Annotated in this window: 20 protein-coding genes; 9 read left to right on the top strand and 11 right to left on the bottom strand. The window is 63.2% G+C overall.

Annotation, left to right across the window (positions count from 1 at the left end):
• Positions 1-35: 35 nt before the first annotated feature.
• The 6 genes from K3152_RS06220 to K3152_RS06195 are packed head-to-tail and all read right to left on the bottom strand — an operon-like array spanning position 36 to position 5,147.
• Positions 36-293: an ATP synthase F1 subunit epsilon gene (locus tag K3152_RS06220; protein WP_040965793.1), complete on the bottom strand. Its 258-nt coding sequence runs from the start codon at positions 291-293 to the stop codon at positions 36-38.
• A 4-nt stretch (positions 294-297) separates the two neighbouring features.
• Entirely contained in the window at positions 298-1,755 is a 1,458-nt protein-coding gene (atpD, locus tag K3152_RS06215) for a F0F1 ATP synthase subunit beta (RefSeq protein WP_221573258.1), read from the bottom strand.
• 19 nt (positions 1,756-1,774) lie between these two features.
• Positions 1,775-2,137: a hypothetical protein gene (locus tag K3152_RS06210; RefSeq protein WP_247713250.1), complete on the bottom strand. Its 363-nt coding sequence runs from the start codon at positions 2,135-2,137 to the stop codon at positions 1,775-1,777.
• A 13-nt stretch (positions 2,138-2,150) separates the two neighbouring features.
• Positions 2,151-3,023 (bottom strand): F0F1 ATP synthase subunit gamma, encoded by an 873-nt coding sequence (locus K3152_RS06205; protein ID WP_221573256.1) that lies wholly within the window; start codon positions 3,021-3,023, stop codon positions 2,151-2,153.
• Positions 3,024-3,050: 27 nt separating this feature from the next.
• Positions 3,051-4,580, bottom strand: coding sequence for a F0F1 ATP synthase subunit alpha (gene atpA, locus K3152_RS06200; protein ID WP_221573255.1), 1,530 nt, complete (start codon positions 4,578-4,580; stop codon positions 3,051-3,053).
• 12 nt (positions 4,581-4,592) lie between these two features.
• Positions 4,593-5,147: a F0F1 ATP synthase subunit delta gene (locus K3152_RS06195; RefSeq protein WP_221573254.1), complete on the bottom strand. Its 555-nt coding sequence runs from the start codon at positions 5,145-5,147 to the stop codon at positions 4,593-4,595.
• A gap of 189 nt (positions 5,148-5,336) precedes the next feature.
• Here K3152_RS06195 and K3152_RS06190 point away from each other — a divergent pair, with 189 nt between their 5' ends.
• Positions 5,337-6,164: a TauD/TfdA dioxygenase family protein gene (locus K3152_RS06190; RefSeq protein WP_221573253.1), complete on the top strand. Its 828-nt coding sequence runs from the start codon at positions 5,337-5,339 to the stop codon at positions 6,162-6,164.
• A 12-nt stretch (positions 6,165-6,176) separates the two neighbouring features.
• On the opposite strand, the gene K3152_RS06185 is transcribed toward K3152_RS06190, so the two are convergent.
• The gene (locus K3152_RS06185; protein WP_221573252.1) at positions 6,177-7,745 is read right to left on the bottom strand and encodes a S1 family peptidase; all 1,569 of its coding nucleotides are present in this window, start codon (positions 7,743-7,745) and stop codon (positions 6,177-6,179) included.
• Positions 7,746-7,848: 103 nt separating this feature from the next.
• Here K3152_RS06185 and K3152_RS06180 point away from each other — a divergent pair, with 103 nt between their 5' ends.
• Both K3152_RS06180 and K3152_RS06175 read left to right on the top strand, forming a co-directional pair.
• Entirely contained in the window at positions 7,849-8,889 is a 1,041-nt protein-coding gene (locus K3152_RS06180) for a bifunctional transcriptional activator/DNA repair enzyme AdaA (RefSeq protein ID WP_221573251.1), read from the top strand.
• Positions 8,890-9,093: 204 nt separating this feature from the next.
• The gene (locus K3152_RS06175) at positions 9,094-10,053 is read left to right on the top strand and encodes a hypothetical protein (RefSeq protein WP_221573250.1); all 960 of its coding nucleotides are present in this window, start codon (positions 9,094-9,096) and stop codon (positions 10,051-10,053) included.
• A 28-nt stretch (positions 10,054-10,081) separates the two neighbouring features.
• Here K3152_RS06175 and K3152_RS06170 read toward each other — a convergent pair whose 3' ends face one another.
• From K3152_RS06170 to K3152_RS06160, 3 genes are all read right to left on the bottom strand, one after another.
• Positions 10,082-11,659, bottom strand: a complete 1,578-nt coding sequence (locus K3152_RS06170) for a cryptochrome/photolyase family protein (RefSeq protein WP_221573249.1) — start codon at positions 11,657-11,659, stop codon at positions 10,082-10,084.
• A 54-nt stretch (positions 11,660-11,713) separates the two neighbouring features.
• Positions 11,714-13,324 carry a tetratricopeptide repeat protein gene (locus tag K3152_RS06165; RefSeq protein WP_221573248.1) on the bottom strand — a complete coding sequence of 537 codons (1,611 nt, stop codon included), beginning with the start codon at positions 13,322-13,324 and terminating at the stop codon, positions 11,714-11,716.
• Between the two features lie 89 nt (positions 13,325-13,413).
• A complete protein-coding gene (locus tag K3152_RS06160; protein ID WP_221573701.1) occupies positions 13,414-15,579 on the bottom strand; it encodes a primosomal protein N' in 2,166 nt (721 codons plus the stop codon).
• Positions 15,580-15,645: 66 nt separating this feature from the next.
• Here K3152_RS06160 and K3152_RS06155 point away from each other — a divergent pair, with 66 nt between their 5' ends.
• From K3152_RS06155 to K3152_RS06130, 6 genes are read left to right on the top strand one after another with little or no spacing between them, the layout of a single operon-like run.
• Complete coding sequence (locus K3152_RS06155) at positions 15,646-16,341, top strand: DUF4197 domain-containing protein (protein WP_221573247.1); 696 nt, start codon at positions 15,646-15,648, stop codon at positions 16,339-16,341.
• A gap of 22 nt (positions 16,342-16,363) precedes the next feature.
• Positions 16,364-17,179, top strand: coding sequence for a sugar phosphate isomerase/epimerase family protein (locus K3152_RS06150; RefSeq protein ID WP_221573246.1), 816 nt, complete (start codon positions 16,364-16,366; stop codon positions 17,177-17,179).
• A gap of 32 nt (positions 17,180-17,211) precedes the next feature.
• Complete coding sequence (gene fsa, locus K3152_RS06145) at positions 17,212-17,871, top strand: fructose-6-phosphate aldolase (RefSeq protein ID WP_221573245.1); 660 nt, start codon at positions 17,212-17,214, stop codon at positions 17,869-17,871.
• Positions 17,872-17,881: 10 nt separating this feature from the next.
• Complete coding sequence (gene cobT / locus K3152_RS06140; protein ID WP_221573244.1) at positions 17,882-19,708, top strand: cobaltochelatase subunit CobT; 1,827 nt, start codon at positions 17,882-17,884, stop codon at positions 19,706-19,708.
• The gene (locus tag K3152_RS06135; protein WP_221573243.1) at positions 19,705-20,016 is read left to right on the top strand and encodes a hypothetical protein; all 312 of its coding nucleotides are present in this window, start codon (positions 19,705-19,707) and stop codon (positions 20,014-20,016) included. Before cobT ends, K3152_RS06135 begins: the two co-directional genes overlap by 4 nt.
• Positions 20,013-20,687, top strand: a complete 675-nt coding sequence (locus K3152_RS06130) for a nitroreductase (protein WP_221573242.1) — start codon at positions 20,013-20,015, stop codon at positions 20,685-20,687. Before K3152_RS06135 ends, K3152_RS06130 begins: the two co-directional genes overlap by 4 nt.
• Positions 20,688-20,691: 4 nt before the next feature.
• Here K3152_RS06130 and K3152_RS06125 read toward each other — a convergent pair whose 3' ends face one another.
• A complete protein-coding gene (locus tag K3152_RS06125) occupies positions 20,692-21,063 on the bottom strand; it encodes a hypothetical protein (RefSeq protein WP_221573241.1) in 372 nt (123 codons plus the stop codon).
• Positions 21,064-21,106 lie beyond the last annotated feature (43 nt).

Below are 21,106 nucleotides of genomic sequence, written 5' to 3'. Positions count from 1 at the left end.
GGGGCCGCCCTTGTTCAATCGGTTGTGCGAGGCGTTCAGCCTTCGACGTGTTCCGCAAGGACCGTCAAACCATTCTCGCCGACTTCGGCAAAGCCGCCGCGGACTTCGATGGTTTCCGGAGCGCCGCCTTCGGTCTTGTAGACCTGGACTTCGCCGTCGCGGATGGTCGACATGAAGGGCGCATGGCCCTCCAGCACGCCGAATTCGCCTTCCGCACCGGGGACGACCACCATGTGGACGTCTTCGGAACGGACCAGCTTGGCCGGCGTGACGAGTTCGAAGTGGAGGGCCATTGTCTTAGGCGTCCTCGGCCAGCTTCTTGGCCTTTTCGACGACCTGGTCGATGCCGCCAACCATGTAGAAGGCAGCTTCCGGCAGGTGGTCGTATTCGCCGTCGACGACAGCCTTGAACGACTTCACGGTGTCTTCGAGCTGGACGAACTGGCCCGGGATGTTGGTGAAGACCTCGGCCACGTGGAACGGCTGGCTGAGGAACTTCTGGATCTTGCGGGCGCGCGCCACGGTGAGCTTATCTTCTTCCGAAAGCTCGTCCATGCCGAGAATGGCGATGATGTCCTGCAGGCTCTTGTACTTCTGCAGGGTTTCCTGGACGCGGCGGGCGGTGTTGTAGTGCTCTTCACCGACAACGCGCGGTTCGAGAACGCGGCTGGTGGAGTCGAGCGGGTCGACGGCCGGGTAGATGCCCAGTTCCGAAATCGCGCGGTTCAGCGTGGTCGTTGCGTCCAAGTGGGCGAACGAGGTTGCCGGAGCCGGGTCGGTAAGGTCGTCGGCGGGAACGTAAATGGCCTGGACCGAGGTAATCGAACCCTTGGTGGTCGAGGTGATGCGTTCCTGCAGGTTACCCATGTCGGTCGACAGGGTCGGCTGGTAGCCCACGGCCGAAGGAATACGGCCGAGCAGAGCCGACACTTCCGAACCCGCCTGGGTGAAGCGGAAGATGTTGTCGACGAAGAACAGAACGTCCTGGCCTTCGACGTCGCGGAAGTATTCCGCCATGGTCAGGCCCGAGAGAGCGACGCGTGCACGTGCGCCCGGAGGCTCGTTCATCTGACCGAAGACGAGGGCAACCTTCGAACCTTCGGAGATGGCTTCGCCATTCTCGTTCTTGGCGATAACGCCTGCGTCGAGGAATTCGTGGTAAAGGTCGTTACCTTCACGGGTACGCTCACCCACACCGGCGAAGACGGACACGCCGCCGTGGCCCTTCGCGATGTTGTTGATGAGTTCCTGGATGAGCACGGTCTTGCCCACTCCGGCGCCGCCGAACAGGCCGATCTTGCCGCCCTTTGCGTAAGGCGCGAGGAGGTCGATGACCTTGATGCCGGTGACGAGGATGGCCGCTTCGGTCGACTGGTCGACGAAGAGCGGGGCTTCCGCGTGAATCGGGCTGGTGCTTTCGGCACCGATGGGGCCGCGTTCGTCGATCGGCGCGCCGACGACGTTCATGATGCGGCCAAGCGTCTTCGGACCCACGGGGACCGAGATCTGCGCGCCGGTGTTCACGACTTCCTGGCCGCGGACGAGACCGTCGGTGCCGTCCATTGCGATGGTGCGGACGGTGCTTTCACCGAGGTGCTGCGCGACTTCGAGGACCAGCGTGGTGTCGCCGTTCTTCGTTTCGAGCGCGGTGAGGATCGGGGGCAGTTCGCCTTCGAAGGCAACGTCGACGACGGCGCCGATGACCTGGGCGATGGTGCCGTTGGGGCTCTGGTTAAGCTTGGGTGCGGTGGCCATGATGAGGGTTCCTACTGGCTCAGGATTCTACGTGGTGGGCGCCGTGTTCGGCACAAAGGGCGTCTGCGTTGTCGAGCATCCACCCGTCGCTTGCTTCGTTGGCGACGAGCTTGGCTTTGTGGCGCAGGTATTCGTCTTCGCCGAGGCCGAATTCGCAAGTGACGCTGTTGGCGCCCATTGCACGGCGGCACACGGCGTTGTTGACCGGTTCGGCGCCTTCGCAGGTTTCGGCGAAGGTCGTCTTGAACAGTGCCTGGTCGGGAGCGGGTAGGGTGCTCACCGGCTCGGGCGTCGCGACCTCGGTCGGGGCCGGCTCGGGTGCGGGCTCTTCACCGCAGGCGGCGAGGAGGGCAACCGGGAGGAGGAGGGCGAAATTCTTCACGTTTGGTCGTCCTTTAGAGAGCTTCCGCACCGGCGATGATTTCGATCAGCTCGGTGGTGATGGCGGCCTGGCGGCTGCGGTTGTACTGGATCGTCAGCTTGTTGATGAGGTCGCCCGCATTGCGCGTGGCGTTGTCCATCGCGGTCATCGAAGCGCCCTGTTCGGAAGCCTCGCGTTCCAGCAGCGAACCGAAGACCTGGGTCTTCACGTAACGCGGCAGCAGGTCTTCGAGAATTTCCTCTTCGCCCGGCTCGTATTCCACGACTGCGTCACCGCCGGTTGCATCGCCTTCGGGGGCGGGCACGGGGATGAGCTGGTCGACAGTCGGGTCCTGCGCGAGGGCCGACTTGAACACGGGGTAGACGAGGTGGGCGACATCGAACTCGCCCTTCTCGAAACGCTCGATCAGGTCGTCGGCAATCTGCTCTGCCTCTTCGAAGCCCGGGTTGCGGACTTCCGAGGTGTCGAAGTGCTTTTCGATGCGGTCGGCATAGTCGCGCTTGATGGGCGCACGGCCCTTCTTGCCGACGAGGTAGAAGGACACGTCCTTGCCCTCGGCGATAAGCGACTTCGCCTTGGCCTTGGCAGCCTTGACGATATTGGCGTTGAGACCGCCGCACAGGCCCTTGTCGGTATTCACGACCACCAGCAGGTGGCGCTTGTCCGATCCGGTGCCCGCAAGCAGCTTCGGCGCGCTGTCGCCGCTCACCTTGCTGGCGAGGCTGGCCATCACGCCCGACAGCCGTTCGGCATAGGGGCGTGCGGCTTCGGCGGCAGCCTGCGCACGGCGCAGCTTGGCCGCAGCGACCATCTGCTTGGCCTTGGTGATCTTCTGGGTCGACTTGACCGAGTTGATCCGGCCCTTGAGTTCTTTAAGCGAGGCCATGACGGCTCCCTGTTAGGCTCGTAGGACTTAGGCGAACTGCTTGGCGAAGGTCTTCAGCGCGTCGACGACCTTGTTCTTGGTGTCGTCTTCGAACTTGCCGCTGGTGCGGATCTCTTCGAGCACGCCGGCATGTTCCGAGCGCATGTAGCTCAGCATCTGCTCTTCGTAGTCGTTCACACGGTCCACGGCGATATCGTCGAGGTAACCGTTGGTGCCGGCGAAGATCGAAACGGTCTGCTCTTCAAACGGCATCGGCGAGAACTGCGGCTGCTTGAGCAGCTCGGTCAGGCGTGCACCGCGGTTGAGCAGCTTCTGCGTCGCGGCGTCGAGGTCCGAGCCGAACTGCGCGAAGGCAGCCATTTCGCGGTACTGGGCGAGGTCGAGCTTCATCGAGCCCGAGACCTTCTTCATCGCCTTGGTCTGGGCGGCACCGCCCACACGGCTAACCGAAAGACCGACGTTAATAGCCGGACGGATACCCTGGTAGAACAGGTCGGTTTCGAGGAAGATCTGGCCGTCGGTGATCGAGATCACGTTGGTCGGGATGTAGGCCGACACGTCGCCTGCCTGCGTTTCGATGATCGGCAGTGCGGTCAGCGAACCGCCGCCATTGTCGCCGTTCATCTTCGCAGCGCGCTCGAGGAGGCGGCTGTGGAGATAGAAAACGTCACCCGGGTACGCTTCGCGGCCCGGAGGACGACGGAGCAGCAGCGACATCTGACGATAGGCAACGGCCTGCTTCGAAAGGTCGTCGTACACGATTACGGCGTGCATGCCGTTGTCGCGGAAGAATTCGCCCATCGCGCAGCCGGTGTAGGGTGCGAGATACTGCAGCGGAGCGGGCTCCGAAGCGGTTGCGGCGACGACGATGGAGTATTCCATGGCGCCGTTTTCTTCGAGCTGCTTCACGATCTGCGCAACGGTCGAACGCTTCTGGCCGACAGCGACGTAGACGCAGTAGAGCTTCTTGAACTCGTCGTCGCCTGCGTTGAGTTCCTTCTGGTTGATGAAGGTGTCGATCGCGACAGCCGACTTACCGGTCTGGCGGTCACCGATGATCAGTTCGCGCTGGCCGCGGCCGACGGGAACGAGAGCGTCGATGGCCTTGAGGCCCGACTGCACGGGTTCGGAAACCGATTCACGCGGGATGATGCCCGGCGCCTTCACTTCGACGCGGCGACGCTCGGTCGATTCGATCGGGCCCTTGCCGTCGATCGGGTTGCCGAGAGCGTCGACGACGCGGCCGAGGAGGCCCTTGCCGACGGGAACGTCCACGATGGTGCCGGTACGCTTGACCGTGTCGCCTTCGGCGATGTCGGTGTCGGAGCCGAAGATAACGGCACCCACGTTGTCGGCTTCGAGGTTGAGGGCCATGCCCTGCGTGCCGTTGGAGAATTCGATCATCTCGCCGGCCTGGACCTTGTCGAGACCGTGGATGCGGGCGATGCCGTCACCAACCGAGAGAACGGAACCGACTTCGCTGACTTCGGCTTCGCTACCGAAATTGGCGATCTGGTCCTTGATGACCTTGGAGATTTCTGCGGCGCGGATATCCATGAGTGTTTTCCTTTAAGCCTTCATGGCCTGGGAGAGCGAATTGAGACGGGTGCGGATCGAGCCATCAATGCGCTTCGATCCGATGGTGACGACGAGGCCGCCGAGCAAATCGGGGTCGACCTTCGTGGAAAGTTTGACAGTGCGGCCTTCGCGGGCCGTCAGCTTGGCCTTGAGGTCGGCGAGCTGCGCGTCGGTCAGCGCGTGGGCGCTGGTGACTTCGGCTGCAACTTCACCGCGCTGGGCAGCGGCAATCGCGCGGAAAGCGCGGATGATGCCGGACAGCTGGCCGAGGCGGCGGTTCTGCGCCAGCGTGCCGAGGAAGTTCTGCGTCAGTTCCGACAGGCCCATGATGGCCGAAACGCCCCACAGGGCCTTTTCGGCCTGGCTGCGGGTCACGCGCGGGTTGGTGGTGAGCATCTTGAGCTCGGGCGATTCGGCCAGACCAGCTTCGAGCTTGTCCATGTCCGATTCGACCGCGGTCACGGTCCCTGCCTCGCTGGCAAGATCGAACAGGGCCGAAGCGTAACGTCCAGCAAGGCTAGCCTTGATACCGGCGGAAATTTCCACGCGTCTCTCGTCCTCTAGGGTCGGAAAAGGGTTCTATACGGCCATGCCGTTGGCGAGCGAAAATGAGTCGCTCCGGCAAGGTTGGCGCGCGCCTAGCAAAGGGGGTGCGGCAAGGCAACCCGAGTCAGTCAGACAATCATTGGACTCTTGGGTTTTGAGGCGTAACCTTGCGTCCGGAGGAGAGAGCCCATGCAGACCGAACCACTTTCACCGCATTGCGGGGTCGAGGTGAAGGGTGTCACGCTGGCCGAAGCGCAGGGCGATGAACTCGGTGCCATTCGCGACCTTATATATAGGCACGGCGTGGCGGTCTTCCGTGACCAGACTTTCAGCCCGGAAGAGCACATTGCTTTCGCGCGGCGCTGGGGCGGGATCGACATCAACAATTATTTCCCGCTGACCGACGAGCATCCCGAGATTGCCGTCGTGCGCAAGACCGAGGACCAGACCACCAATATCGGCGGCGGGTGGCACACCGACCATTCCTATGACCAGATACCGGCGATGGGCTCCATCCTCGTCGCGAGAACCTTGCCGCCGTCGGGCGGCGACACGCTGTGGGCGCATATGGGCGCGGCCTATGAGAGCCTGCCCGAGGAAATGAAGCGGCGGCTCGAAGGGATGGAAGCCTTCCATACCGCCGACCATATCTATTCGCCCGAAGGCGCCTATGCGAAGACCGACCAGGGCTCAGCGTTGCGCGGACAGGAATTGAAGACCGGTGCAACCCACCCGGTCGTCATCCGCCATCCGCAGACGGGGCAGAAACTGCTCTACGTCAATCCGGGCTTCACCATCCACTTCGCCGGCATGACGCGCCAGGAAAGCATGCCCTTGCTGATGGAACTCTTCACCCACGCCATGAATCCGGAATTCCAGTGCCGCGTCGAGTGGGCTCCCGGTACGGTCGCCATCTGGGACAACCGCACCACCTGGCACTACGCGATGAACGACTATCAGGGTTACGCCCGCGAAATGCACCGGATCACGCTGACGGGCGAGGCGCTGGCGGCGTGAGCTAGCCCAAGGTCAGGTAGCAGGCTCGCACTGGTAGACCAGCCGCTCGTTCGGGTCCTTCGGAAGCTGGCTCAAAACTTCGCCCTGCAAATCGCCCAGCTTGCTGGCCGCACCATCTGCACCGCAGGTGGGAGCAGAGTATTCGCTGCGGGCCGAACGGGCTTCGTTCATCGCGCTGCGCGAAAGCAGGTAGCGCTCGGAACGGAAGATGCGGCGGTCGGGGTCGAAGCTGTTGACCGAAACGGCGTCTTCCGAGTTCGGCACGAACACGCGCGACCAGATGCCCGAGGCATAGCCATATTGTGTGCGCTCGTTGACGCAGCCCTCGGCGGTCCATTCGAATTCGATGTCGGGCGCTTCGGCGCTGGTGATGCGGCTGCGCTCGGGCAGGAGGCGGCAGGTGAGCTTTGCATCGCCTTGTGTCCCTGTCGTCGGCGAGTTCCCGGTTTCTGTGCCGCCATCGCCTTGCATCGCCCCTGCCACTCGGCGGTCGATTTCGTCGAGGCCGGGGCGAGTGAGGAAAGAGAGAAGCGCCACCACCACTAGGAAGCCGGCAAAACCGAAAGCGATGTTGATTTTGCGGCGACGCAATTCTGCATCCTCGGCCTCGGCATCGAAGCGTTCATGACGGCTCCAAGCCCAAAGACCGATGGCGAAAGCGGCCAGCAAAAGCACGAAGGCGAGTGCCATCCGGTCCTCGCGATCCTGCGAAACGCCGAGCTGCGCCTCGAGCAGCGCCCGTTCGCGCTTGGCGCGGGTTTCCTCGGCACGCTGGGCGAGGTCGCGCAGTGCCTCCATCTGTTCGCGCTCTAGCCGTTCGCGCTCTGCATCGTCGAGCTCGGCGAGGCTGCGGCACTCATTGCCGTTGATTTTCGGCTCGACATCATTGGCGCGCAGGAAAGGGACCAGTTCGCGGTTCGAGACGGCGAAGAAGAATTCCGCATCGCCGCCTTCATTGTCCGCCCCAAAGCTGTTCACGCCGACCACGCGGCCGCAACTGTCGACCAGCGGGCCGCCCGAATTGCCGCGCGCGATGGGCGCGGTGTGGAGCACGGTGTCGAAGCTCCGGCTGGGACGCTCGCCCGAAACGAAGCCGGGGCTGGTAACGGGCGACATCGACTGGAAGATGTCGGACAGGTCGAGGCCCTGAGCGCGGTCGACATTCATCGGATAGCCGACGCTGACCACCCGCGCGTCCTTGGCAATCGCCCGTCCGGCAAGCGCGAGCGGCGGGAGGCGGAGGCTGCCGGTGAGACGGACCAGCGCAAGGTCGATGCGCGAATTGACTGCCACCAGCTGGCCATAGACGGCATCGCCGCCGCCGCTGGGCACGATGCCGATGCGCAAGTCCGGGTCGCCCATCGCGTCGCGTACGACATGGGCATTGGTGACGATGAGGTCCTGCGTGACGGCGAAGCCGGTGCCGTGGCTGACGGGAAAAATCTCGTCGTCGTCATTGCCGATGATGACCACGCGCACCACGCCGCGCGCCGCTGCGTCGATATCGGCAGGGTCGGCCTGCGCAACCGCAGGGGCCAGGAACGCGAGGAGCGCTGCGAAAATCGAGAATATACGTCCCATCCGCGCCCCCCTTAGCGGCTGCCCGACATTGACCGCAAGCTTCGGGATGCGGGCAAATGTGGCTTTTGCAATGACGCTGCTAGGCGATAGAGGTTGAAAGACGATGACTACCAAGCCGCAACTCACCGACGATGACCGCTGGCGCATCGCGCTGGCGAAGGACCGCCGCTTCGATGGGGTCTTCGTGACGGGTGTGCATTCAACCGGTATTTATTGCCGCCCCTCGTGCCCGGCGCGCGCGCCCAAGCGCGAAAATGTGCAGTTCTATGCGACATGCGAGGCGGCCGAGGAAGCAGGCCTGCGCGCCTGCAAGCGCTGCGCGCCCGACCAGCAGAGCCGCGAGGAAGGTGCCGTCATGGCGGCGCTCAAGCTCTTGCGCGAGGCGGAGGAGACGGTTTCGCTCGAAAGGCTCGGGCAGCTCACCGATTACTCGCCCACACATTTCCAGCGCATCTTCACGCGCGCCGTGGGCCTTTCTCCCGCCGCCTACCAGCGCGCCTTGCGCCGCGAACGGGCAGAGCAGGCGCTGGGCGAGGGTGGCAGCGTGACCGATGCAATCTACGAGGCAGGCTATGGCGCACCCTCGCGCTTTTACGAGGACAGGAGAGGCAGCGGGATGAGTGCGGGCGACTGGAAGGATGGCGGAAAGGGCCGGACGGTGCACTGGGCCGTGGTCGAGACCACGCTGGGCGACATGCTGGTCGCGGCGACGGACAAGGGCGTGTGCTGCCTCTCCTTCAACGAGGGAGAGGAAGAATTGCGCGCCCGTTTCCCCAAGGCCGAACTGGTCGAAGCTGGCGAGGACTTCCGCGAGTTGTTCGCGCGGGTCACCGCTGCCGTCGAGAACCCCGCCAATGCCACCAGCGCGGACATCCCGCTCGACGTGAAGGGCACGGCCTTCCAGCAACGTTGCTGGGACGCCCTGCGCCAGATCCCGGCGGGCGAGACGCGCAGCTATGGCGAACAGGCCGCCATGCTCGGCAATCCCACGGCCAGCCGCGCGGTCGGCGGAGCGAACGGCGCGAACAACATCGCGGTCCTCATCCCCTGCCACCGCGTGATCGCCGCAGACGGCGGGCTTGGCGGCTATGCCTACGGGACCGAGATCAAGGCAGAATTGCTCCGGCGCGAGCAGGACGACTGACCGCGAAACTATCGAAGGTGTGAGAAGGAGCCTAAGACTTAGGTCAAAACTCTGTTCAAAATTCCAAAGGCTATAAAATCTGCTTTCGCGCCGAATAATGTTCTTAAATCCACAATCACGAAACGCTCGTCGGATTGACTCCTCTTTCCAATACCTGTCTCGAAAAGTCAGGGCGGAAAACAAGGGGGTTATATGAATAGTAATGTGGAAATCGAAATCGACGACTGGCCGGAAGAACCGACGCGGATGGATCGGTTTCGCGACTGGTTGAGTCGAACGGAAAAGGTTTACCTCGAGGTGCTGCGGGGCGCGGCGCTCATCGTCGCAACGGTTATTCTGGCTTGGATAGTCTGGCTGCTTGTCTCTTCTGCCTACAGGATTTCGCAAGACGCGTCGGCAGTTGAAGTCGAGCCGGTAGAGATAACAGCGGCTGAGGTTGTCGACATCGACCTTGGTGAACTCGAAGCGCCTGTGGTGGAAGGTGATGCGCTCAAGCCCAACGTAACTGCGTTCGATAATTTCGCTGAGCAGTATCATCAACTCTTCCGAGAGAAGTTCGAGGCGTTCGCGCACAAGGATGACGATAAACTGTCTAAGGACGAGTTTGTCGAACTTTACCTGGCGGGCATGAGCGGCTCAATGGAAGACGAGATGGAGGTTGGGTTCGGACCCTCTCTCGATGAAGCGGATTACGACGGGCTTCTTGCTATGATGCGCGAAGTATCAACCCTTCCGGCAAGCATTGAGCGGCTCGAGAAATATCGCGATTCGCCGAAGGTTCGCAGGGAGGAAAAGGTACGAAAGACCCGGCGGGAGCGGTACTGCTCCTATTACAGCAGCTACTTCGATGAGTGCTATTCGTATGACTATCGTTCTGTCCCGTACACAGACACGATTGTACGCATGGAGCCGCCCAAGGGTGTCCTGACTTACCAGCAGCTTTTCGCCGCGTATCAGGACAATTACCTCGGTACACTGAGCGCGCGGCGCCAAGAGAACTCGTCGGACGCGATGGCCGAACGCGAGCGTCGAATGGCAGCTAATGCCGAAGGATGGTCCGGTCTAGGAAATGCAGTCTGGTTTGCCGGACTATTTCTCGCGTTGATGTTCTTCTTTCTGCTGATCGCGATCGAACGGCACCAGCGCCGGATTGCCAACCTTTAAGCAGGACAATTAGCGGCGCCTCGGGATGCTATTCCCGGGGCGCTCGCGCCCACCCGCTTGCGGCTGGCTCCAGCGTATCCAAAAACGCCTCGGCGCTCTCCAGATATTCCGCCTGCTTCTCCTCGCCCATCCGGTCCCAGGTCGAGTAGATTCGCCCGATGCGGTGGTTCTTTTCCAGCCGCTCGCGGTGGCGGTGCATGAAGTGCCAGTAGAGCGGGTTGAACGGGCAGGCGCCTTCGCCGGTTTTCTTGGAAGGCGAGTATTTGCAGCCGGAGCAGTAATCGCTCATCTTGTTGATGTAGTTTCCGCTGGCCGCATAGGGTTTCGAGGCTAGCTTGCCGCCGTCGGCGTAGAGGATCATTGCGGCCACATTGGGCAGTTCGACCCACTCATAGGCATCGGCGTAGACGACGAGGTACCAGTCCTGCACCTCGCGCGGGTTCACGCCAGCCAGCAGCACGAAATTGCCGAGCACCATCAGCCGCTGGATGTGGTGGGCATGGGCGTTGTCGCGAGTCGAGCGGATGCAGTCGGCGAGGCAGGCCATGTCGGTCTCGCCGGTCCAGTAGAATTCGGGCAGGCCACGCTGGGCATTGAGCGCATTGGCCTTCTGGAGGTACGGCATCTGGTGCCAGTAGAACCCGCGCACATATTCGCGCCAGCCGATGATTTGCCGGATGAAGCCTTCGACCGAATTGAGGGGCGCCTTGCCGTCCTTATAAGCCTTCTCCGCGCGCTGGCAGAGTTCGAGTGGGTCGAGCAGGCCGAGGTTGATGCTGGTCGAGAGCATCGAGTGGAAGAGGTCGTCCTCGCCTGCAACCATGGCGTCCTGATAGGGGCCGAAGCACTCAATGCGCTCGGCGAAGAAGGCGTCGGCTGCTTCCTCGGCTTCGTCTCGGGTAACGGGCCAGCGGAAGGTTTCGAGAGACCCGAAATGGTCGCCGAAACGCCTCTCGACCAAGTCGATACATTCCTGCGTTACGTCATCCGGCTCGAACTTGGGCCGCTCGGGGGCGGAAAGGCCATCCTTGGGCGGCTTGCGGTTTTCGCTGTCGTAATTCCACTCGCCGCCTTCGGGCTTGTTGCCGTCCATCAATAGATCGGTCTTGCGGCGCATCTCGCGGTAGAAATATTCCATGCGAAGCGTGTCGCGGTCTTCGGCCCACTCGTCGAATTCGGCCTGGGTGCAGATGAAACGGTCGTCGCGCAGGATTTCGATCTCGCAGGCGAACTTGTCCGCCCACTGGTCCATGTCCTGCCGCACGCGCCATTCGCCCGCCTCGACCACGCTGACCAGCCGCGGTAAATGCTCCTCGATGGCCCGCGCGACTTCGCCCGTAAAACTGCCCGCATTGTCCTCGTCATCAAGCCTGACGTAGTCGACTGTCCAGCCCGCATCGCGCAGTTCCTCGGCGAAATGCCGCATGGCCGAGAAGATGAGGACGATCTTCTGCTTGTGGTGTTTCACGTAAGTCGCCTCGTCCCAGACCTCCATCATCAGGATGACGGTGTCGTCCTTGGTCCGCCCGCGCAGGCTGGCGAGATTGCGGGTCAGCTGGTCGCCGAGGATGGGTACGAGGACGGGAGAATCGGTGGGGCCGGACATTGCTTGTGACAATGCCCGGCCCCGCCAAATGTGCCTTGGATGTGAGCGAAGAGCTTAGTCTTCGTCCTCGTCTTCCTCGCCGCAGCCGGCGAACTCGTCTTCATCCTCGTCCTCGTCCTTGTCCTCGTCGGCACGGGGATGTTCGGGCATGAGGCGTTCGAGCAGCGGAGCCTTCTCGCCTTCCTCGGCCTGCTCCAGCTCGGACGATAAGCAGCGGGCGAACTTCGAACCGCTTGCCTGCTGGATCAGCGGGCTGAGCAGCGCGCTGGTGATGTCGACACGGTCCTGCTTCAGGAACATATGCGCCAGCGCAACGCGAACACCCGGGTCGAAGGGGGCATATTCATAGGCGCTTTCAAGAGCTGCTTCCGCGCCCGAATCCACCTCGTCACCGGCCAGCAGGAAGGTCAGGTAATAGTGGTAGAGCGGGATCGGATGATCGGGCTCGAGCTGGTTCGCGGCGACGAACAGCTTGCGCGCTTCGACCATTTTCTCCGGATTGTCGTAAGCCTGCATGAAAGCAACGTTGCCCTGCTGGATCAGTGCATCGCTCGACTTGGGGTCGAGGGCCTGCACCTTCTTCGCCAGCGCGTCCGCCTCGTCGTAATTCTTGTTGTCGAATTCGACTTCGGCAGCCGCCATCAGTACCGGGATGCTGTCGGGATATTGCGCGACAAGCTTGCGAGCTTTCGGAAGCTGGCGGGCAGCTTCCTTCTCGTCGACACCGACCTTGGATTCGATCATCAGGTCGATCACCGCTTCCTCGTCCTCGCCGAGGCGGCGGATGTCCACCTTGGGCGGTTCGGTGTTGATGTAGCGGCCGCGCATGATGAGCGCTGCGCTGCGGCGGTATTCGTTCAGCTCCTTCTCGAGCTGGTCGAGGTCGCCGAAAGCCTGCTTGGCGGCTTCGAGGCGGTCGGTGCCGGTGGCGAGCAGGCGGACATATTCTGTAATCTGCGGGCGACGCTCGGGAGTGAAGTTAAGGTAGCTCGAAAGCAGCCAGCCGTGACCATAGGTCCGCGCGACATTGTAGCCGCCATTGCTGCGCGTCGGGGCCATCATCGCTTCGACATCGATATCGAGCGCCATGATGCCGATGCTGCGCCAGGTCGGCACGTCGCCGACGACGAATTCGTCACCATCGGCTTCGACGGTCGAGAAGATTTCAGCGAAGCCTTCGCGATACCACGCCGGGTAGGGCGCGTTACGGTGCTGGAACATGAAGTAATGTACGTATTCGTGGTAGAGCACGGCCTTCGGTTCGAGGCCCAGTCCTTCGCGGCGGCGGAAGTTGCTGCGCGCACGGCGCTTGTTGGCCTCGCGCGGCACGAAGGCATAGCTGCCCGATGCGCGCGGAATGAAGAAGCCGCCGATGCCGCTTCCCGGTTCACCGGCGAGCGTGGCCATGTCCTTGGTCTCGCCGTAGCGGAACACGGTGACCTTGGCCGAATCGGGCAGGTATTTGTCGTCATTGCCGACACCGCTGACGATGCGCAGCACTTCGTCGAGACGTTCGAGGTCGCGGGCGAAATCCTCGGTCTCTTCCTGGCCGTCTTCCGAATAGATGACGAAGTGTTCGGTTTCGGCAACGTACCAGTCGGCCGCCATTGCAGGCGAAGCGACGAGCGCCGCAGCCGCGGCAAGTAATCCTGAAATTTTGAACATGGTGCAGACCCCAATTGTCACGAAGTGGCCACTTGGCGGCCACATTCCGAATCCCCTATGAACCGACGATACAAAAACCGACGGTGGAATCAAACAAAGCTGTAGGGGTCGACGTCGATTGCGACGCGCACGCCGGGTGGATGGTCGATCCTCCCGAGCCAGCGGCGGATGACATCTTGCAATTGGACGCTACGGCGCGCGTTCATCAGCAGGCGGTAGCGGTAGCGACCGCGCAGCTGCGCCATGGGCGCGGGCGCGGGGCCGAGTATCATGCAATCGGCGACATCGGGGCGGGTATCGCCGATGCGGCGGGCGGCTTCGCGGGCCTCGGCCTCGTCCTCGGATGAGACGATAATCGAGGCCCAGCGGCCGAAGGGCGGGGCGCCCGCGTCGCGGCGCATTTCGGTTTCGGCGCTGTAAAAGGCGTCGCGGTCTCCGGCGGCGAGCGCGGCGATGACGCTGGCTTCGGGGTGGCGGGTCTGGATGAGGACCTCGCCCGGCTTCGCACCGCGTCCCGCACGGCCCGCCACCTGTGCGACTTGCTGGTAGGTGCGCTCGCCTGCGCGCAAGTCGCCGCCTTCGAGACCGAGGTCGGCATCGACCACGCCGACCAGCGTCAGTTCGGGAAAGTGGAAACCCTTGGTGACAAGTTGCGTCCCGACGATGACGTCGATTTCGCCCGCATCGACGGCTGCAATGAACTCCGCCGCGCGGCCGGGCGAGTTGAGCGTGTCGGAAGTCGCCACGAAGACACGAGCATCGGGGAGCCGCTCGGCCACCTCGTCAGCGATACGCTCGACGCCCGGACCGCAGGCGACGAGGCAATCTGGCTCGCCGCATTCCTTGCACTGGGCGGGGCTGGGGGCCTCGTGCCCGCAATGGTGGCATGCGAGGCGGCGGGTGAAGCGGTGCTCGACCAGCCAAGCGCTGCAGTTGGGGCATTGGTAGCGGAAGCCGCAGTTCCGGCAGAGCGTCAACGGGGCATAGCCGCGGCGGTTGAGAAACAGCAGCGATTGCTCGCCGCGCTCCAATCGCTCGGCAATCCCGTCGACCAGCCTTTGCGCGAGCCACATGCCGTGCGGCGGCTTCTCTTGCGTGAGGTCAATAGTGTCGATGGTAGGCAATTGCGCGCCGCCGAAGCGGCTGGGTAGGTCGACCTTCTCGTAAATCCCGCTCTCGGCCATTTGCAGGCTTTCGAGCGCGGGGGTGGCGCTGGCGAGGATGATGGGAAAGCCCTCGAAATGCGCGCGCATCACGGCGACGTCGCGCGCGTTGTAGCGCACGCCGTCCTCCTGCTTGAAACTGGTCTCATGCGCCTCGTCGACGACGATGAGGCCAAGCTTGGCGAAGGGCAGGAACAGCGCCGAGCGTGCGCCCACCACCACCTGCGCGCTGCCACTAGCCACCGCCCGCCACGCACGGCGACGCTCGGTCGATTTGAGCGAGGAGTGCCACAGCACGGGCTTGGTCCCGAAGCGCTCCTCGAAGCGGTGGAGGAAGTTTTCGGTCAGCGCGATTTCGGGGAGCAGGACCAGCACCTGCCGCCCCATCCTGAGCGCCTCGGCGACGGGCTCGAAATAGGTCTCGGTCTTGCCCGAGCCGGTCACCCCGTCGAGCAGGAAGGGCGCGAATTTCGCGTTCCGGACGGCGGTAGAGAAGATGTCCGAAGCTTCGCGCTGCTGTTCGCTCAGTTCGACTTGCGCATAGTCGGGCCGCGCCTCGTCATAGGGCCGGTCGCAATCGACCTCGACCGGCTCGAGCACACCCTGGTTCACCAGCCCGCGCAGGACGCCTTCCGACACGCCAGCAATGCCCGCCAGCTCGCGTATGGTCGCCTGCTCGCCTTCCAGCGCCTCCATCGCCGCCAGCCGCTGCGGTGTCATCCGCTCGGGCATGCCGCCGGTGAGGCGATATTCGGTGATGCTCGCCGGTCCCTTGAGCGCGCCGCCAGACGACAGCGCCATCCGCGCGACGCTGGCGAGCGAGGCGACGTAGTAGTCGGCGGTCCATTCGATGAGGCGGCGCAGCGGTGCGGGCAGGGCCGGTATCGGGTACAAGCCCCTGAGCGCGCGCAGTTTCTCTGCCGGAACGTCTGTGCCGGGCAGCCGTTCAGCCTCCCAGACGATACCGATGACGGTGCGCGGGCCAAGCGGGCATTCGACCACCTGGCCCAGCTCGACCGCCATGCCGTCCGGCACTTTGTAATCCAGCGGGCCGAGCGCGGCATTGAGGACGAGGCAGCGGACACGGTTCATCTGGCGGCTCATATGGAGCGGCTACCCATGACGAAACAAGGGTGGGACTTTGTGAGGAGTGCAATAATGACCGATATTCTCGTGAAACCCACCGGACGCAGGGCTTTCCTCGGCGGATTAGGCCTTGGCGGCGCAGGCCTTGCGCTGTCGGGCTGCACCGGCATCCCCGGCTTCAGCATGGTCGATGCGGTCCAGCGCATCCTGTTCCTCTCCAGCGACCGCGCCTTTTCGCGGATGCTCAACGCTGGCGGCTTCTGGGACCAGCAGGTGGCGACACTTGGCCTCAACAATCTGCTCGGCACGCGCGGCGATATCCTTTCGAGCATCCTCACCTCTGCCATCTTCAAGAACCGGCTGCAGGATGCGATGGCCGATGTGGCCTACGAGGGTGCCGAACGTGCCGCCCCGCTGGTGACCGAAGCCGTGCGCACCATCGGCATCCGCAACGCCATCGACCTCGTCAACGGCGGCCCGACTGCGGCGACGGCCTTCTTGCGCGGCTCGATGGGCACTTCGCTAATAGAGGCTATGGTCCCCGAGCTCGGCAATGCCATGCGCGTGGCGAGCGAGCCGCTGGTCGGACAGCTGGTCTCTGCGCTTACCGGCGTGAGCTTCACCAACGCCACCACCCGCTTCGCTACCAATCTCGACGACACCATCTGGCGCGAAATCGGCGTGGAAGAGGCCGCCATCCGCCGCGACCCGCAATCGACCCGCGACCCGCTCATCATCGGCGTGTTCGGAGCCGGTTCGCGTCTCTGAAGAAAACTGGCATGGTCGGGCGATGAGATTCGCTGTCCCGTCGCTCGCCATGCTCCTCGCAGCCTGCACCAGCGTGCCGGACGCCCCGGCAGCCGAGCGAGAATATGGCGTCCAGCTCTACCACCTGCGCGAACAGATGGCCGCCGATCCGCTGGGCACGCTCCGGCAGGTAAAGCAGGCGGGTTTCGACAGCGTCGAGTACGTCGGGACGTATTCTGTCCCGCAAGAGCGTCTTTGCGAGGAGACACAAAGTCTCGGCCTCGATGTAGCAGCCGTCCATGCCGATTGGCGGCAACTGCGCGACGACCCTGCAGCCGCAGTCGCCTCGGCAAAGGCCGCCTGCGCCGACACCATCATGCTCGCATGGATACCGCCTGAAGAGCGGCAGACGCTGGCCCAGTGGAGCGAATGGATTGGCTATCTCAATATCGCCGCGCGCGAGGCAAAAGCGCAGGGTCTCGCCTTCGCCTATCACCCGCACGATCTCGAGTTTGTCGCTGTCGACGGCGTGCGCCCCATCGACCTGATGCTGGCCGAGTTCGACCCGCTGATTGCATTCGAACTCGACACCTACTGGGCGCAGAAAGGCGGGCAGGACCCGCTCGAATTCCTGCGCGAGAACGAGGGGCGCATCACCCACCTGCACCTGAAAGACTACGCCGCCGACGGCAGCATGGCCGATGTCGGGAGCGGCACGCTGGCCTTCCCCGCCATCCTCGCCGAGGCGCGCCGACAGGGCATTCGCCACTACCTCGTCGAGCGTGACGACGCGCCCGATGTGTGGGAGAGCCTCGCCAACAGCCTTGACTCGCTGCGCGCCATGCCCTTGCAGCGATAGCGAACATCCATCCCCTGCCGGAGCGCACCCACATGAAATTCTTCGTCGACACCGCAGACATCGCCGACATCAAGGAAATGGCCGACACCGGCCTGCTCGATGGCGTCACCACCAACCCCTCGCTGATCGCGAAGTCGGGCCGTGACTTCATGGAAGTGACGAAGGAAATCTGCGATCTCGTCGATGGCCCGGTCAGCGCCGAAGTCGTCGCGCTCGATCATGAGACGATGATGAAGGAAGCCGAGACACTGCGGAAGATCGCGGACAATGTCTGCATCAAGGTCCCGCTGACGATTGACGGCCTCAAGACCTGCAAGAAGCTGACTGCAGACGGCACACAGGTGAACGTGACGCTGTGCTTCTCGGCCAACCAAGCTCTGCTCGCTGCAAAGGCCGGCGCGACTTTCGTGTCACCCTTTGTGGGCCGTCATGACGATAACGGCTTCGACGGCATGGAGCTTATCGCCGATATCCGCCGTATCTACGACAATTACGATTTCGGCACGGAAATCCTCGTCGCCAGCATCCGCAATCCGGTCCACGTGCTGCAGAGCGCGCGCATCGGCGCCGATGTCGCCACCATGCCGCCCGCCGTCATCAAGGGCCTGTTCAAGCACGTCCTGACCGACAAGGGCATCGAGGGTTTCGTCGCCGACTGGGAAAAGACTGGTCAGACGATTCCGACTTCCTAACTAGGCAAGCGTGGCAGACCAGACTCCCCTCGACCTGTTCAAGCAGGCCCTGACCGGCACGGCCCGCGCCATCGCGCGCGAGCCGGAGGTGGAGGTTGCGTGGAGCGCGGACAGTCCGGCCCAGTCGGGCAAGAATTTCCGCGTTCCGCTGCCCGGTCGCAACTTGCCGCCCGACCAGGCGCGGGAAGCGCGGGGATTCGCCGACAGCTTTGCCTTGAAGCTGCGTCACCATAACGAGGCGATGCACGCCAAGGGCGCGCCGCCCGAACCCATCGCGCGCGCTTGTTACGATGCCATCGAACGCACGCGCTATGAAGCACTCGGCTCGAACAACTATTCGGGCATGAAAGGCAATCTGGGCGCCGCGGTGGAACTGCGCACGGCGAGCGACCCGATCGGGCGCGCGGAATCGGCGAAGGATGTGCCGCTGCCGACCGCGCTCTCGCTGATGCTGCGCGAGGCGTTGACGGGCGAGGCGATTCCTGATCGCGCCAAGCCCGGTGTCGACATGGTTCGCGAGGAAATCCAGTCTCGCATCGGCACCGACATGGAAGACCTCGCGGGCGCATTGGACGACCAGCGCGCTTTCCAAGACCTCACGCTCGATATGCTTCGGCATCTCGAACTCACGCTGCCCGACACGCCCAAGGACGAGGGCCGCGACGATGGCGAGGACGAGGACGGCGAGGCACCCGAAGAGGACCAGGATTCCGACGAGGAAGACGAGGGCGAGGCCAAGCCGCAGGAAAGCGATGCGCGCGGCGAGGTCGTCGACGGCGAGGCCGATGGCGATGCCGAGCAGGATGTCGAGGGCGAGCAGGAAATGTCCGATGGCGACCCGTCGGACGAAGACGGCGAGGGCATGCAGCCCGTCCGCCCGAACCGCCCGTGGACCGACCTTCCCGAAGATTTCGACTACCGCGCCTATACCGACAAGTTCGACGAGATCATCGAAGCGCCCGAGCTGTGCGACCATGAGGAACTCGACCGGCTCCGCGCCTATCTCGACAGCCAGTTGGCGGGCCTGCAGGGTATCGTCACACGGCTCGCCAACCGCCTCCAGCGCCGCCTCATGGCGCAGCAGAACCGCAGCTGGGATTTCGACCAGGAAGAGGGCTTGCTCGACGCCGCGCGCTTGACCCGTGTCGTCGTCAGCCCCGGCCATGCGCTGTCCTACAAGATGGAGCGCGATACCGAGTTCAAGGACACGGTGGTTACGCTCCTCATCGACAATTCGGGCTCGATGCGCGGGCGGCCGATTTCCATTGCAGCAATCAGCGCCGACATCATGGCGCGCACGCTCGAACGCTGCGGCGTGAAGACCGAAATCCTGGGCTTCACAACCCGCGCGTGGAAGGGCGGGCAGAGCCGCGAGGCGTGGCTCGCCGACGGTCGCCCTGCCGACCCGGGCCGCCTCAACGATTTGCGCCACATCATCTACAAGAAGGCCGACGAGCCGTGGCGCCGCGCGCGCCGGAATCTCGGCCTGATGATGCGCGAGGGGCTGCTGAAGGAAAACATCGACGGCGAAGCGCTGCTCTGGGCGCACACCCGCCTGCTCGCCCGCCCCGAAGACCGCCGCATCCTGCTGGTGATTTCGGATGGCGCACCGGTCGACGACAGCACGCTATCGGTGAACCAGGCAGGCTATCTCGAAGGACACCTGCGCAAGGTGATCGAGTGGATCGAGAAGCAAAGCCCCGTCCAGCTCGCCGCCATCGGCATCGGCCATGACGTGACTCGCTACTACAAGCGTTCGGTGACGATCATGGACGTGGAACAGCTCGGCGGGACGATTATCGAGCAACTTGCGGGATTGTTCGAGGTGGAGGGGTGAGTGATTTGAAGTCTATTTTTCAGGTCTATTATGAGCGCGAATATGAGCATCGTGATAATACCGAGCTGGTAATTGGATTCTATAAATCACGCGAGGAAGCTGAGCAGGTCGTTTCCAAGCTGGTGTCGAAACCTGGTTTCAAGGATTATCCGGAGGGTTTCGAAATCGATGAGATACGATTTGGCTTAGCCGCCGGTTGGGAAGAGGGCTTCTATAGTGAGGTTGGCCCACCACCTAAGGATGCGGAAGCCGAGTATTTTGATCTGCCCTATTGGACGAGCCAACCGAAAAAGCAGGAAACGAAGTGACCCCGACAGAAGCCGTCCGGTCTCGCCGCTCGATCCGCAAATTCACCGACCAGCCCGTCGACCGCGACATGCTCACTCGCGTGCTCGAAAAAGCGCAGCGGGCGCCTTCGGGCGGGAATACGCAGCCGTGGCATGGCATCATCCTTACCGGTGAGCCGATGCAGGCGCTGTTCGCGCGGATTGCGCAGGAATTTCCCAAGGGGCGCGAGGCGCACAAGCCCGAGTACCATATCTACCCGCCCGAGCTCGACGGAGCCTATGAGGATCGCCGCTTCGGCGTGGGCGAGGACCTTTACGGCGCGCTCGGCATCAGCCGCGAGGAGAAGGGCAAGCGCCTCATGTGGTTCGCCGAGAATTTCCGCGCCTTCGGGGCGCCGGTGCTGATGCTGGTCCACACGCCCAAATACATGGGACCGCCGCAGTGGAGCGATATCGGCATGTGGCTCCAGACCATCGCCCTGCTGCTGCGCGAGGAGGGGCTCGACTGTTGTTTCCAGGAAGCCTGGGCGGTCTATTCCCCGCAAATCCGCGAGGTTGTCGATATTCCCGATGACCACATCTTCTTCTGCGGCATGGCCATCGGCTACCGCGATGCAGAGGCGCCGGTGAACAATTTCGACGTGAAACGCGCCCCGCTGGACGAGTCCGTGCGCTGGGAAGGCTGGAACTGATCTCTCAGTAGCGGCAGATACGTAGGTTGCTGCCCTTCCAGCAGGCCGGCTCGCTCGCTTCCTGCTGAACGGACCCCAAATAGATTTCATTTCCTGTCTGCCCGAGCGCGTAAACCTCGCCCAATCCGGGAGCAGTTTGCGTGAGCGTCACGGCGATGATGCCCGGCACGAACTCGCTCTGGTCGGAACGTACCATGCCGAGGCCTATGGCCGGTTCCCCGTCGGCGCGGCAGTTTCCGTCATAGGTTTCGCCCTCGTGGCTGACCACGCAACGATCGGCGGCAACGCCGACATGCAAGCTCGGATCTTGCGAACAGGCAGAAATTGCGAGCAGGGAGGCGAGGGCCAGGATAGGCAATGATAGGCGGTGCGACATTGCGCGCACTCTTGCGCAGGCGGGCCGCGATTGGCAAGGCCGC

It is taken from the genome of Qipengyuania polymorpha (genome assembly GCF_019711435.1).
GTDB lineage: Bacteria > Pseudomonadota > Alphaproteobacteria > Sphingomonadales > Sphingomonadaceae > Qipengyuania > Qipengyuania polymorpha.
The sequence above is the reverse complement of the archived record's forward strand: the minus strand, read 5'-3'. Positions and strand labels throughout refer to the sequence as shown.